Origin of the sequence: Microbacterium gawkjiense, assembly GCF_031932225.1 — a bacterium.
Taxonomy (GTDB): domain Bacteria; phylum Actinomycetota; class Actinomycetes; order Actinomycetales; family Microbacteriaceae; genus Microbacterium; species Microbacterium gawkjiense.
In genome coordinates, this window is sequence record NZ_JAUZVV010000002.1 from 998,972 (window position 1) to 1,011,899 (window position 12,928).

A 12,928-nucleotide genomic window follows, 5' to 3' on the forward strand; every position below is an offset into this window, starting at 1 on the left:
CCGCGTACGCTGGTGTCATGCCCACCGAACGCGAACTCGCCGCCACCATCGACCACGCGATCCTCAAGCCGGAGCTCACCCGCGCCGACGTGGACGCCGAGCTCGACATCGCCGCGGAATGGGGTGTGTTCAGCGTCTGCGTGCGCCCGAGCGACATCCCCCACGCCGTGGCCCGTCTCGACGGCACCGGCGTCGCAGTCGGCACGGTCATCGGGTTCCCGCACGGCACCACCTCGACCGCCGCGAAGGTGGCCGAGACGCGGCAGGCGATCGCCGACGGCGCGAGCGAGGTCGACATGGTCGTCAACATCGGCGCCCTGCGCTCGGGCTTCGACGACGTCGTGGTCGAAGACATCCGCGCGGTCGTCGCGGCGGCGGAAGGCCGCGTCACGAAGGTCATCCTCGAGACGGCCCTGCTCGACGACGAGCACATCGAGCGCGGCAGCCGCCTCACCGTGGCCGGCGGCGCCCACTTCGTGAAGACCTCGACCGGATTCGCCGGCGGCGGGGCCACGATCCCCCACGTCCAGCTCATGCGGCGCACCGTGGGTGCAGGCGTCGAGGTGAAGGCCTCCGGCGGGGTGCGCAGCTACGCCGACGCGATCGCGATGCTCGAGGCCGGCGCGACGCGCCTCGGCACGAGCGGCAGCGCCGTCATCCTCGGCGAGGCTCGTCGCATCGATGCGGGCGACCAGGCCACCGGGGCCGTCGACTCCTCGTCGTACTGACCCTCGAGGTCACGCCGCTCAGGTGCCGGGCTGCAGCGCGGCCCGGACCTCGGCGACGTCGGCATCCATCCGCTCGATGAGGGCCTCGATGCCCTCGAAGCGCACCATGCCCCGGATGCGGGCGGTGAACTGCACCTGCACCGTGTGGCCGTACAGATCCAGACCCGTCTCGTCGAGGACGTACGCCTCGACCTGACGCTGCGGCACGTCGTCGAACGTGGGGTTCGTGCCCACCGAGATCGCCGCCGGGTACCGTGTCGCGGCGCGGACGCGCCCGGCATCCGTCCCCTCGTCGATCAGCCAACCGGCGTACACGCCGTCGGCGGGGATGAAACCCTCGGCATCCGTCGACAGGTTGGCGGTCGGGTAGCCGAGCTCGCGACCGCGCTTGAGCCCGTGCACCACCTCGGCGCGGACGGCGTGCGGGCGCCCCAGCAGGCGGGCGGCGTCCTCGACCTGGCCGGCGGCGAGCATCTCGCGCACCCAGGTCGACGAGACCCGGCGTCCGCCGCCCTGGACGTCGCCCACGACGTCGACCGTGAACCCGTGGGTCTCGCCGAACGTCGTGAGGAAGGCGGGATCGCCCGCTCCGCCGCGTCCGAAGCGGAAGTCGACCCCCACCATGACGCACACCGCGTGCAGGGCGTCGACGAGGATGCGCTGCGCGAACTCCTCGGGCGCGAGCGCGGCGAGTTCCTCGTCGAAGCGCAGCACGAGCACCGCGTCGACACCGGCCTCGGCGAGCAGGGCGATCTTCTGATCCACGCTCACGAGGGGTTCGGGGCAGCGGTCCGGTCGCAGCAGGGCGAGCGGGTTGCGGTCGAAAGTGACCGCGACCACGCGTGCGCCGTCGTCCATCGCGGCCACGCGCGCGCGGTCGATGACGGCGCGGTGCCCCGAGTGCACGCCGTCGAACTTGCCGATCGCGACGACACTCGGGCCGAAGCCGGCGGGCACCTCGGCGGGATCGCGGAAGACGATCACGCGGCGCCCTCCGCGGCGGACCGGGCGTGCCGGTGGGTGATGAGCCACCAGAGCCCCAGGAAGGGCAGCACGAGCGGGACGAGGACGTATCCGATGCCGTACCCCGACCACACCGTGGGGTGGTCGAAGAGCTCGGGATGCGTCAGCGAGAGCGTCCCGACGACGAGCACACCCACGAGTTCGAAGACGATCGCCGCCCACGCGACGCGGTACCACCGCTCGGACGCGCTGAACACGAGCGCGAGGGTGGCGAGGATGTAGACGAGCGCGGCGAGGGCCGACAGCGAGTACGCGAGCGGTGCGTCGTCGAACTCGCGGACGATCTGCACGAACGAACGACCCGTCGCGCCGAGGGCCATGATCGCGTAGACGACCACGAGCACACGGCCGACACCCGTCATTCGACGCGGGGAGGCGGCCGACGGAGCGGTCGAAGTCGGCGCGGTCTCAGGCATGGCCCCTCAATCCTACGACCGCCGCGGCGACGGGTCGGCCCGGGTCAGGCGACCTGCACCGTCCAGATGACGTTCATCCGCCAGATCATGATCGCGATCGCGAACGCGGCCACGCCCATGACGACCGTGCTCCAGCGACCGCGTTCGATGAGCGCCCAGGCGACCGCGGCCGGCGGGATGAGGACCGCCGAGACCAGGTAAACCCAGAACTCCAGCAGGTCCCCCGTCGGCGGGTTGCCGGCGAGCGGCGCGATGATCGCGATCACGACCTGCACGATGAGCAGCAGCAGGACGAGCGCCTGCGTACCCACGGAGAGATCGCTCGGGCGACGGCCGGCGAGACCCAGCACGGTGCACAGCAGACCCGCCGCGCACGCGACGGCGATCTGGACGACGGTGAACCACGCGATCACGGCTGCTCCTCGGGCATGTTCATGAGGCTCTTCACGTCGTCGCCGCGACGGCCGACGACCCCGACGAGCGCACCGTCGGGCGCGATCGCGGCGGGTGTGTCGGTCGGCAGGCGGTCCGCCGCCCCGACCAGACGCTTGCCGTGACGGAGGTCGCGCGCCTCGTCGGCGGTGACCTCGAAGGTGCCGAGAAGGGATGCCGCGACACCCGCGGCATCCTGCAGCGGGATGTCTTCGGTCAGCTCGGTGACGGCGTCGGCGACGTCGAACGGACCGATCCGCGTGCGCCGGAGCGCTGTGAGGTGCCCGCCCACGCCGAGGTCCGCGCCGAGGTCGCGGGCGAGGGCCCGGATGTACGTGCCGCTCGAGCAGTCGACGACCACGTCGACGTCGACGACGTCGACGCCCCGACGGATGCCGCGCACCTCGAACCGGCTGATCACGACGTCCCTCGCCTTCAGCTCGACCTGCTCTCCGGCGCGCGCGAGGTCGTACGCGCGGCGCCCGCCCACCTTGATCGCCGAGACGGTGCTCGGCACCTGCGAGATCGGTCCGGACAGGGCGCGGATGCCGCGGTGGATCGCGTCGTCGGTCACACCACCGGCATCCGCTCTGGCGGTCTCGACACCGTCGGCGTCGTCGGAGTCCGTCGTGACACCCAGGCGGATGGTGGCCTCGTAGGTCTTGTCGAGTCCGACGACGTAGGTGAGCAGCCGCGTGGCGTGACCGACGCCCAGGACGAGCAGCCCGGTCGCCATCGGGTCGAGGGTGCCGGCGTGGCCGATCTTGCGGGTGTTCAGGGCGCGGCGCGCCCGCGCCACGATGTCGTGGCTCGTCACGCCGCCCGGCTTGTCGACGAGGAGCATCCCGCCGCTCCCCTGGCTCTGCTGCATGGCTTCCAGCCTAGGCTGGAGCGGTGCCCGACCTCGCCTCGCCGCTCATCGCGTGGTACCGCGAGAACGCCCGCGACCTGCCCTGGCGGCGCGACGGCTTCGGCGCGTGGGGCACGCTCGTCAGCGAGTTCATGCTGCAGCAGACGCCCGTGTCGCGGGTCGTCCCGCGGCTCGAGGAGTGGCTCGCGCGCTGGCCCACCCCCGCCGACCTCGCGGCCGCTCCCCCGGCCGACGCGGTGCGGCTGTGGGCGAACCTCGGCTACCCCCGCCGGGCGTTGTGGCTGCACCGCGCGGCGACGCAGATCCGGGACCGGCACGACGGGGTCGTCCCCCGCGACGTGGACGCCCTGCTCGCCCTCACCGGGATCGGCGACTACACGGCCCGCGCGGTGGCAGTGTTCGCGTACGGGGACCGGCATCCGGTCGTCGACACCAATACCCGTCGCGTCCTGGCGCGCGCCGTCGACGGCCGGTCGCAGCCCGGACCGCCCGCGAAGTCGGACCTCGCGGCGATGGCGGCGATCCTGCCCGCGGACGACGAGGACGCCGCGGTCGTGAACGCCGCCGCGATGGAGCTGGGCGCGATCGTCTGCACGGCGCGTGCGCCGCGGTGCGAGGCGTGCCCGCTCGCGGCCGTCTGCGCCTGGCGGGCGGCGGGATACCCCGACACCGGCGACGACCGGCGCAAGCAGGCGCGCTACGAGGGCAGCGACCGCCAGGCCCGCGGAGCGATCCTGAAGGCGCTGCGGGACGCCGAAGGCCACCCCGTCCCTGCGGACGAGGTGGCCTCGGAGTGGCCCGATGCCGCTCAGCGCGACCGGGCCGTCGACTCGTTGATCGCCGACGGGCTGGTGGAGGTCACGGACGGTGCCCTGCACCTGCCCCGCTGACCGGACCGCTCAGTCCTCGTCGTCGCTCTCGCGCGGCTTGACGTACGGGTCCGCCTCGCCGGCGTAGGTGCCGCCGGCGGCGGTGGCCGCCACGGCCGCGTCGCGCTCACGCGCCTCGCGCAGCAGGTCCTCGATGTGGCCGGCGTTCTCGGGCAGCCCGTCGAGGATGAACTCCAGCGACGGCGTGAGGCGCGTGCCGAGCTGTCGCCCGACCTCGCTGCGCAGCATCCCCGTCGCGGCCTTCAGCGCCGCAGCCGTGCCCTCGCGGGCCTCGTCGTCGCCGTAGACCGTGTAGAAGACCGACGCGTGCTGCAGGTCGCCCGTGACGCGCACGTCGGTGATCGTGACGAATCCGAGCCGCGGGTCGCGCAGCCCCTTCTCGAGGCGCTCCGCGATGAGCACGCGGATGCGGTCCGCCAACCGTGCCTGCCGTTCCCCGGCCATAGTCCTTCTCCTTCTCTACCCGGCCCGCGATACGGCGGGCCGGAAACTGCGGAGGACTCGGATGTCCGTCCGAGGCAATCGGGGTAGGGGCCCCGCTCTTGCCGAGGACGGACATCCGAGTCCGTAGCAACCTGAGGATCAGCCGCGCGGCTTCTCCACCATTTCGGTCGTCTCGATCTCGTCGCCGACCTGGATGTCGTTGTACTTGCCGAGGCCGATACCGGCTTCGAAGTCCGTACGCACCTCGGTGACGTCGTCCTTGAAGCGGCGCAGCGACTCGATGGCCAGGCCGTCGGCGATCACGACGCCGTCGCGGATGACCCGCGCCTTGGCGTTGCGCGTGATCGTGCCCGAGCGGACGATGACACCGGCGATGTTGCCGAACTTCGAGGAGCGGAACACCTCGCGGATCTCGGCGACACCCGACTGCACTTCTTCGAACTCCGGCTTGAGCATGCCCTTGAGGGACTGCTCGACGTCGTCGATCGCGTTGTAGATGACCGAGTAGAACCGGACGTCCACACCTTCACGGGCGGCGCGCTCGCGGGCCTTCGTGTCGGGACGGACGTTGAAGCCGATGACGATCGCGTTGTCGATCGTCGCCAGGTTGATGTCCGACTCGGTGATCGCACCGACACCGCGGTGGATGATGCGCAGCTGGACGCTGTCGTCGACCTCGATCTTGAGCAGCGACTCCTCGAGCGCCTCGACGGCACCGGAGACGTCACCCTTGATGATGAGGTTGAGCGACTCGACCTTGCCCTCTTCGAGAGCGCGGGTGAAGTCCTCGAGCGAGATGCGCTTGCGGGCCTTCGCCAGCTGAGCGTTGCGCTCGACCGCTTCACGCTTCTCGGCGATCTGGCGGGCCATGCGGTCCTCTTCGGTCACGATGAAGACGTCACCGGCGCGGGGCACGGAGTTCAGACCCTGCACCTGGACCGGACGCGACGGGTAGGCCTCGTCGACCGCATCGCCGTTCTCGTCGATCATGGCGCGGACGCGGCCGTACGCGGTGCCCGCGACGATCGCGTCGCCGACACGGAGCGTTCCGGACTGGATCAGCACCGTGGCGACCGAACCGCGACCCTTGTCGAGCTTCGCTTCGATCGCGACACCGCGCGCCGCCTTGTTCGGGTTGGCCGTGAGGTCCAGGCCCGCGTCGGCGGTGAGGAGGACGGCATCCAGCAGTTCCTGGATGTTCGTGCCCTGACGAGCCGACACGTCGACGAACATGACGTCGCCGCCGTACTCCTCGGCCACGAGACCGTACTCGGTGAGCTGCTGACGGACCTTCGCCGGGTTGGCGTCGGGCTTGTCGACCTTGTTGACCGCGACCACGATCGGCACGTTCGCCGCCTGGGCGTGGTTCAGCGCCTCGACCGTCTGCGGCATGATGCCGTCGTCGGCCGCGACCACGAGGATCGCGAGGTCGGTCACCTGCGCACCGCGGGCACGCATGGCGGTGAACGCCTCGTGACCGGGGGTGTCGATGAAGGTGATCGCGCGCTCGATGCCCTCGTGCTCGGTCCAGACCTGGTACGCACCGATGTGCTGGGTGATGCCGCCGGCCTCGCCTGCGACCACGTTGGTCTGGCGGATGGCGTCGAGCAGTCGGGTCTTACCGTGGTCGACGTGGCCCATGACGGTGACCACGGGAGGACGGATCTCGAGGTCGTCCTCGTTCTCCGCCTCCAGCTCGGCCTCGAGGTCGAGACCGAAGCCCTCGAGGAGCTCTTTGTCCTCGTCCTCGGGCGAGACCATCTGGATCTTGTAGCCGAGCTCCTCGCCGAGGATCTCGAACGTCGCCTCGTCCAGCGACTCGGTGGCCGTGGCCATCTCGCCGAGGTTGAAGAGGATCGTCACCAGGGTGCCGGGCTGGACGGTGTAGCCGCGCAGTGCCTCGAGCTTGTCGGCGAAGTCCGCGATGGACGCGCCGCGGCGGAGGCGGATGACCTCGCCGTTGCCCTTCTGGACGTTGACGCCGCCGACGACGGGCGCCGACCGCATCTCGAATTCCTGCCGCTTCGCCCGACGCGACTTGCGCTGCTTCGACTTGCCGCCGCCCTTACCGAAGGCACCGGCGGTGCCGCCGCCGGGTCCACGACCACGACCGCCGCCGCCACCGGGACGACCGGCGAAACCACCGGCCGGGGCGCCCGGACGCGGAGCGCCGAAGCCGCCGCCGCCGGGGCGACCGGGACCACCCGGACGCTGCTGGAACGGTGCACCCGGACGACCGCCGCCACCGGGACGACCGGCGCCGCCGGGACGCGGGGCACCCGGACGCGGGGAACCGGGACGCGGCGCCTGCGGGCGCGGGATGTTGCCGGGCGTCGGACGCTGGCCCATGCCCTGCGCCGAGGCGAAGGGGTTGTTGCCGGGGCGGGGGCCGGCGGGACGCTGACCCATACCCTGCGAGCTGGCGAAGGGGTTGTTGCCGGGGCGCGGAGCGCCGCCGGGACGCGGGGCCTGCGACGCGGGCTTCGCGGGTGCGGGGGCGCCCGGCTTGGGCGCACCGCCCTCGGGGGCCGACGGTGCGGGCTTCTCAGCGGCCGGCTGAGCGGGGGCCGCAGGCGCGGCGGGCTCGGGGGCCGGGGCGGGCTTGGGTGCCGACGGGCGGGGACCGGGGGTCGCACCGGATGTCGGGGCCTTCGCCGCGGGCTTCGCGGGCGCGGCGGCGGGTGCCTTCACGCCTTCCGCCTCGAGGGCGGCGCGGAGCTTGCGAGCCACGGGGGGCTCGATGGTGGATGAGGGGCTCTTGACGAATTCGCCGAGCTCCTTCAGCTTCGCGAGGGCGACCTTACTGTCGACGCCGAGCTCGGAAGCGATCTCGTGCACGCGTGGTTTTGCCACAATTCTCCTGTCTGGGGCCCGCCCCGGACAGGGCGGACCGTCATTCGCGGACGGGTCTCATTTCGAGCCGTTCACTTTGTGTCCATAGCCGTTCAGCCGTTTCGCTGGAGGGATTCTCTGGTGGTCCGCGCATCCAGTCCCGCTGTGTCCAGCGGAGTGGATGCCCGTAGTGCGCGTCCGAATGCGCGCCGCTTGAGAGCGGTCGTCACGCAGGTGTCCGTGTCATGCACCCACGCGCCCCGACCCGGCAGGACGGCCTTCTCGTCGATGACGAGGGCACCGTCCCGGGCCACGATGCGGAGCAACGAGGACCGGGGGGCACGCGCGCGGCATCCCACGCACGTTCGAACAGGTTCCATCCTACCGCGTCAGGACTCGTCGAGAATGCTGTCGGGCTGGATGTCGATCTTCGCGCCGGTCAATTTCGCGGCGAGCCGGGCGTTCTGGCCTTCCTTCCCGATCGCGAGCGACAGCTGGTAGTCGGGGACGAGGGCACGCACGGCCTTCGTGGCCTGGTCGAGCACGAAGCTCGAGGTGACCTTCGCCGGCGAGAGGGCGTTCGCGACGAACTTCGGCAGGGTCTCGTCGTAGTCGACGATGTCGATCTTCTCGCCGCCGAGCTCCTCGGTGACCGCGCGCACGCGGCGGCCGAGTTCGCCGATGCAGGCGCCCTTGGCGTTGACGGCGGGGTCGTTCGCCTTGACGGCGATCTTGGTGCGGTGGCCGGCCTCGCGGGCGAGCGAGACGATCTCGACGACACCCGACGCGATCTCGGGCACCTCGAGGGCGAAGAGCTTGCGGACGAGACCGGGGTGCGTCCGCGAGACGGTGATCTGCGGCCCCTTGAGGCCCTTCGAGACCGAGGTCACGTAGACGCGCAGGCGGGAGCCGTGGGCGTAGTCCTCGCCGGGGACCTGCTCCTCGGGAGGGAGGATCGCCTCGATCGTGCCGAGGTCGACGTGCACCATGCGCGGGTTCGGGCCCTGCTGGACCACGCCCGCGACGATGTCGCCCTCCTTGCCCTTGAACTCGCCGAGCACCGCGTCGTCGGCGATGTCGCGCAGACGCTGGCTGATGACCTGCTTGGCGGCGAAGGCGGCGATCCGGCCGAAGTCGTCCGGCGTGGACTCCTCCTCGCCGATGACGGCGCCCTCCTCGTCGCGCAGCGGGATGTACACGGCGACGTGACCGGTCTTGCGGTCGAGCCGGGCGCGCGCGCCCTCGGGGAGTTCACCGTCGGGGGACGTGTGCTTCGCGTAAGCGGTCAGGATGGCCTGCTCGATGATCCGGACCAGTTCGTCGAACGGGATCTCCCGCTCGCGCTCGACAGTCCTCAGCAGCCCCAGGTCGATGTCCACAGGTGCCTCCCTTTTCAGTTGCTCAACACGGCGCCGCGATCACGCCCGGCATCCCGGTGCGTCGCGGCATCCCGTCAACGTTACCCGATCGGATCGCGGGCGACCTGAGAAGATCGACGGATGACCGATGCCGTGGAGGATGTCGCACAGACCGTGCGCCGCTCCCCCGTCGCGCGCATCCTGGCCCGCGGCGGGTACGCCGCCAACGGCGTCGTGCACCTCGTCTTCGGCGTCGTCGTCATCGTCATCTCGTTCGGCGGCCGAGGTGAATCGGACCAGGCCGGGGTCTTCAAGGCCCTGTTGGACGCGCCGCTCGGGCTCGTGCTCGTCTGGATCCTCGGCCTCCTCCTGACCGCGCTCGGACTGTTCCAGGCCCTGCGCGCCTGCCTCGTGAAGGGGAAGGATGCCGCGGCGTGGGGCAGGCGCGGCTCGGCGGCCGGGCAGTCTGTCGTCTACCTCGCCCTCGGCGCCATCGCCGTCACCATCGCCCTGGGGGCGCGCCCCGACGGCGACCGCACGGCACAGCAGATCACGCGCGGTCTCCTGGACACCCCCGGCGGGGTCTTCGTCGTCGCTGCGGCCGGCGTCGGCCTCGTGATCGGAGCGCTCGTCTTCGCGTCGATCGGTGTCCGCCGATCCTTCGACAAGCAGGTCCGCATCCCGGACGGCGCGCTGGGCGTCGCTGTGACCGTGTCGGGGATCCTCGGCTACATCGGCAAGGGGGTGTCGGTGCTCATCGTCGGCATCCTCCTCATCGTCGCGGCGGTGAAGCAGGACTCCGCGGCCGCCGGCGGCTTCGACGCCGCCATCGAGGCCCTCCTCTCGCAGATGATCGGTCCCGTCCTCGTCTTCCTCGTGGGGCTCGGCCTCGTCGTCTACGCGGTCTTCAGCTTCCTCCGCGCCCGTTACGCGAAGCTCTGATCAGCCGACGGCGTGGGGCTCGGTCGGCGGCGTCGCCGGGGGCGCCGAGGGGAGCGCGTTGATCGCGCGGATGAGGTGGTGCAGCTCGCCGATACGGTGCCGGTCGAAGTCCAGGAGCAGGCGGGGCATCTCCAGCCGATCGTCGTCCTGACGCTCGCGGCGTAGGGGTGCGGTGCGCTGGATGCGGCCCCCGGTGAGCAGGTGCGAGAAACGGTCGCTGAGGTCTGCGACCTCGGCATCCGTCGGCTCCGCGCACAACCGCAGCACGAGGCGGGAACCGATCCACCGCAGCGAGTCGTAGTTGCGCCAGAACCCGGTGATCTCGGCCTCCGCCGCCGCGACCGAATCGGTCACGAGGACACGGTCGAGGTCGTCGGGCGAGATCACCCCCGACGGGATGAGATGGTCGGACGCGAACCGCTCGAGGCCCTGCCAGAACGTCCCCCCAGGGGCGTCGAGCAGCACGATCGGCGTCGGCTCGGCCTTGCCGGTCTGCTGCAGGGTGAGCAGTTCGAACAGCTCGTCGAGGGTGCCGAAACCTCCCGGGACGCAGACGAACCCGCGCGACTCCTTGACGAGCATGAGCTTGCGCGTGAAGAAGTACTTCATCGCGACGACGCGGTCCGCCTCGGCGATCACGGCGTTCGGCTTCTCCTCGAACGGCAGCCGGATCGACACGCCGAGCGAGTGCTCGGGACCCGCGCCCTCCGCCGCGGCCTGCATGATGCCGGGACCGGCGCCGGTCACGACCATCCAGCCGCGCTGCGCGAGCGCGCCGGCGATCTCGGCGGCCGCGCGATACAGGGGGTCATTCGCCCGGGTGCGCGCCGAGCCGAAGATCGTCACCTTCGGCGTCCCGCGGTAGGGCGCGAACAACCCGAACGCGGAGCGCATCTCCGACAGCGCCGCCGACGCGATCTTCAGGTCGAGCCGGTCGGTGTCGTCGACCCCCATCCCGAGTCCCGTCACGAGGATGCGGGCCACGAGATCGGCGTCGTCGGTCACCCCGGCGTCGGTCAGGAGGGCACGGACGGCGTCGGTGACGTCACCGTCGAGGGAAGAGGTGGGACTCGGCGACATCTCCCCAGGCTGTCACGATCCGGCATCCGTCGGGTGAACGGATGAGAACGGATGCCGCAGCTCAGGCGGTGAGCGCCGCGATCGCGTCGGCGGCGGCCAGGGTCGACCGCTCGCCCGAGCGGCGATCCCACAGCTCGACCTGGCCGTCGGCGGCGCCGCGTCCGACGATGAGGATCCACGGCACGCCGACCAGCTCGGCGTCGCCGAACTTCACGCCCGGCGAGACCTTCGGCCGGTCGTCGAGCAGCACGTCGCGGCCCGCGGCCTCGAGGTCGGCGGCGAGCTTCTCGGCGAGCTCGAACGCCACCGCGTCGCGACCGGTCGCGACGACGTGCACGTCGAACGGCGCGATCGACTCGGGCCAGATGAGGCCGCGGTCGTCGTTGTTGAGCTCCGCGAGGATCGCGAGGATGCGGGTCACCCCGATGCCGTACGAGCCCATCGTCACCGTCACGAGCTTGCCGTTCTCGTCGAGGACCTTGAGCCCCAGCGTCTCGGCGAAGAAGCGTCCCAGCTGGAAGACGTGCCCGATCTCCATGCCGCGCGCGAGCTCGACCGGCCCCGAACCGTCGGGGGCGGGGTCGCCGGCCCGGACGTCCGAGATGTCGATGACGCCGTCGGGCGTGAAGTCGCGGCCCGCGACGACGGAGTGGGCGTGCTTCTCGTGCTCGTTCGCGCCGGTGACCCACGCGGTGCCCTCGACGACGCGGGGGTCGACGAGGTAGCGGATGCCGGTGGTCGACTCCTCGCCGAGGACCGGACCGCTCGGCGACCAGGGTCCGATGTACCCCTTCACGAGGCCGGGGTGCTTCGCGAAGTCGGCCTCGGTCGCCGCTTCGACGGCGGCGGGTGCGAACGCGACCTCCGCCCGCTTGTCGTCCACGTCGCGGTCGCCGGGCAGGCCGACGATCACGAGTTCGCGCGTGCCGTCGAGGTGCGTGAGGGCGAGGACGACGTTCTTCAGCGTGTGGGCCGCCGTCCAGGTGTCGGCGCCGTCCGTCGCGGGACCGGCGATGCCGGGCGCCGGGGCGTCGAGGTGGGCGTTGACGTGCGCGACGAGCGTGTCGATCGTCGGGGTGTTCGGCGAGTCGAAGACGACCGGGGCGCCGTCGGGCAGCGGCAGGGCGTCGGGCACGACCGTCGTGAAGGCCTCGACGTTGGCCGCGTAGCCGCCCGCGGACCGGACGAAGGTGTCCTCGCCGACGGCGATCGGGTGCAGGAACTCCTCACTGCGCGCACCGCCCATCAAGCCGTTGTCGGCGGCGACGATGACGTACTCCAGGCCGAGGCGCGTGAAGATCCGCTCGTACGCGTCGCGCTGCGACTGGTACGAGACGTCCTGCCCCTCGTCGGTGTAGTCGAACGAGTAGGCGTCCTTCATCGTGAACTCACGGCCGCGCAGCAGGCCCGCGCGGGGACGCGCCTCATCCCGGTACTTGTCCTGGATCTGGAAGATCGTCAGCGGCAGGTCCTTGTACGAGGAGTACAGGTCCTTCACGAGGAGCGTGAACATCTCCTCGTGCGTGGGGGCGAGCAGGTAGTCGGCGCCCTTGCGGTCCTGCAGGCGGAAGATCCCGTCGCCGTAGGAGGTCCAGCGTCCGGACTGCTCGTACGGCTCGCGCGGCAGCAGCGCGGGGAAGTGGACCTCGAAGGCCCCCGCGTTCGCCATCTCCTCGCGGATGATCTGCTCGAGCTTCGCCTTCACCCGCAGGCCGAGCGGCAGCCAGGTGAAGACGCCCGGGGCGGCGCGGCGGATGTAGCCGGCGCGCACCAGCAGGCGGTGACTGGTGACCTCGGCGTCGGCCGGGTCTTCGCGGAGCGTGCGGAGGAAGTATGTCGAGAGACGGGTGACCACGAGGGTCAAGTCTAGGTGCGCGGGCCGGGACGCCGTGGCGGCGAGGCGCTTAGCCTG

Annotated in this window: 13 protein-coding genes; 3 read left to right on the forward strand and 10 right to left on the reverse strand. The window is 71.3% G+C overall.

The features are described from left to right. Positions 1–17 precede the first annotated feature (17 nt). A complete protein-coding gene (deoC, locus tag Q9S71_RS13050) occupies positions 18–728 on the forward strand; it encodes a deoxyribose-phosphate aldolase (protein WP_311862765.1) in 711 nt (236 codons plus the stop codon). An 18-nt stretch (positions 729–746) separates the two neighbouring features. Here the strand turns inward: deoC and Q9S71_RS13055 are convergent, their stop codons facing one another. Genes Q9S71_RS13055 through truB form a run of 4 tightly spaced genes read right to left on the reverse strand, consistent with a single transcriptional unit; the run spans position 747 to position 3,470 of the window. After that, on the reverse strand, positions 747–1,712 hold the full coding sequence (locus Q9S71_RS13055) for a bifunctional riboflavin kinase/FAD synthetase (RefSeq protein WP_311862766.1): 966 nt from the start codon (positions 1,710–1,712) through the stop codon (positions 747–749). Next, positions 1,709–2,167, reverse strand: coding sequence for a hypothetical protein (locus tag Q9S71_RS13060; protein ID WP_064001516.1), 459 nt, complete (start codon positions 2,165–2,167; stop codon positions 1,709–1,711). Before Q9S71_RS13060 ends, Q9S71_RS13055 begins: the two co-directional genes overlap by 4 nt. Before the next feature lie 44 nt (positions 2,168–2,211). Continuing rightward, entirely contained in the window at positions 2,212–2,580 is a 369-nt protein-coding gene (locus tag Q9S71_RS13065) for a hypothetical protein (protein ID WP_064001515.1), read from the reverse strand. Then, on the reverse strand, positions 2,577–3,470 hold the full coding sequence (gene truB / locus Q9S71_RS13070; RefSeq protein ID WP_311862768.1) for a tRNA pseudouridine(55) synthase TruB: 894 nt from the start codon (positions 3,468–3,470) through the stop codon (positions 2,577–2,579). Before truB ends, Q9S71_RS13065 begins: the two co-directional genes overlap by 4 nt. Before the next feature lie 23 nt (positions 3,471–3,493). Between truB and Q9S71_RS13075 the strand changes: the two genes are divergently transcribed. Further along, positions 3,494–4,360 carry an HhH-GPD family protein gene (locus tag Q9S71_RS13075; RefSeq protein WP_311862770.1) on the forward strand — a complete coding sequence of 289 codons (867 nt, stop codon included), beginning with the start codon at positions 3,494–3,496 and terminating at the stop codon, positions 4,358–4,360. A 9-nt stretch (positions 4,361–4,369) separates the two neighbouring features. Here Q9S71_RS13075 and rbfA read toward each other — a convergent pair whose 3' ends face one another. The 4 genes from rbfA to nusA all read right to left on the reverse strand — a co-directional run bounded on the left by rbfA (position 4,370) and on the right by nusA (position 9,015). Beyond that, on the reverse strand, positions 4,370–4,804 hold the full coding sequence (rbfA, locus tag Q9S71_RS13080; RefSeq protein WP_253036074.1) for a 30S ribosome-binding factor RbfA: 435 nt from the start codon (positions 4,802–4,804) through the stop codon (positions 4,370–4,372). A gap of 138 nt (positions 4,805–4,942) precedes the next feature. Further along, positions 4,943–7,657 carry a translation initiation factor IF-2 gene (infB, locus tag Q9S71_RS13085; RefSeq protein ID WP_311862772.1) on the reverse strand — a complete coding sequence of 905 codons (2,715 nt, stop codon included), beginning with the start codon at positions 7,655–7,657 and terminating at the stop codon, positions 4,943–4,945. A 92-nt stretch (positions 7,658–7,749) separates the two neighbouring features. Continuing rightward, the gene (locus Q9S71_RS13090) at positions 7,750–8,016 is read right to left on the reverse strand and encodes a YlxR family protein (RefSeq protein ID WP_217531200.1); all 267 of its coding nucleotides are present in this window, start codon (positions 8,014–8,016) and stop codon (positions 7,750–7,752) included. A 9-nt stretch (positions 8,017–8,025) separates the two neighbouring features. Then, positions 8,026–9,015, reverse strand: coding sequence for a transcription termination factor NusA (nusA, locus tag Q9S71_RS13095; RefSeq protein WP_064001510.1), 990 nt, complete (start codon positions 9,013–9,015; stop codon positions 8,026–8,028). A 120-nt stretch (positions 9,016–9,135) separates the two neighbouring features. Between nusA and Q9S71_RS13100 the strand changes: the two genes are divergently transcribed. Next, positions 9,136–9,936, forward strand: a complete 801-nt coding sequence (locus tag Q9S71_RS13100; protein ID WP_311862774.1) for a DUF1206 domain-containing protein — start codon at positions 9,136–9,138, stop codon at positions 9,934–9,936. On the opposite strand, the gene Q9S71_RS13105 is transcribed toward Q9S71_RS13100, so the two are convergent. Next, positions 9,937–11,016 carry an LOG family protein gene (locus Q9S71_RS13105; RefSeq protein ID WP_064001508.1) on the reverse strand — a complete coding sequence of 360 codons (1,080 nt, stop codon included), beginning with the start codon at positions 11,014–11,016 and terminating at the stop codon, positions 9,937–9,939. A gap of 61 nt (positions 11,017–11,077) precedes the next feature. Beyond that, positions 11,078–12,871, reverse strand: a complete 1,794-nt coding sequence (locus Q9S71_RS13110) for a proline--tRNA ligase (RefSeq protein WP_311862777.1) — start codon at positions 12,869–12,871, stop codon at positions 11,078–11,080. Positions 12,872–12,928: the final 57 nt, after the last annotated feature.

Coding starts and splice junctions, on each gene's coding strand:
- deoC (WP_311862765.1), top strand. CDS start 18: ATGCCCACCGAACGCGAACTCGCCGCCACCATCGACCACGCGATCCTC.
- Q9S71_RS13060 (WP_064001516.1), bottom strand. CDS start 2,167: ATGCCTGAGACCGCGCCGACTTCGACCGCTCCGTCGGCCGCCTCCCCG.
- truB (WP_311862768.1), bottom strand. CDS start 3,470: ATGCAGCAGAGCCAGGGGAGCGGCGGGATGCTCCTCGTCGACAAGCCG.
- rbfA (WP_253036074.1), bottom strand. CDS start 4,804: ATGGCCGGGGAACGGCAGGCACGGTTGGCGGACCGCATCCGCGTGCTC.
- Q9S71_RS13090 (WP_217531200.1), bottom strand. CDS start 8,016: ATGGAACCTGTTCGAACGTGCGTGGGATGCCGCGCGCGTGCCCCCCGG.
- Q9S71_RS13100 (WP_311862774.1), top strand. CDS start 9,136: ATGACCGATGCCGTGGAGGATGTCGCACAGACCGTGCGCCGCTCCCCC.
- Q9S71_RS13105 (WP_064001508.1), bottom strand. CDS start 11,016: ATGTCGCCGAGTCCCACCTCTTCCCTCGACGGTGACGTCACCGACGCC.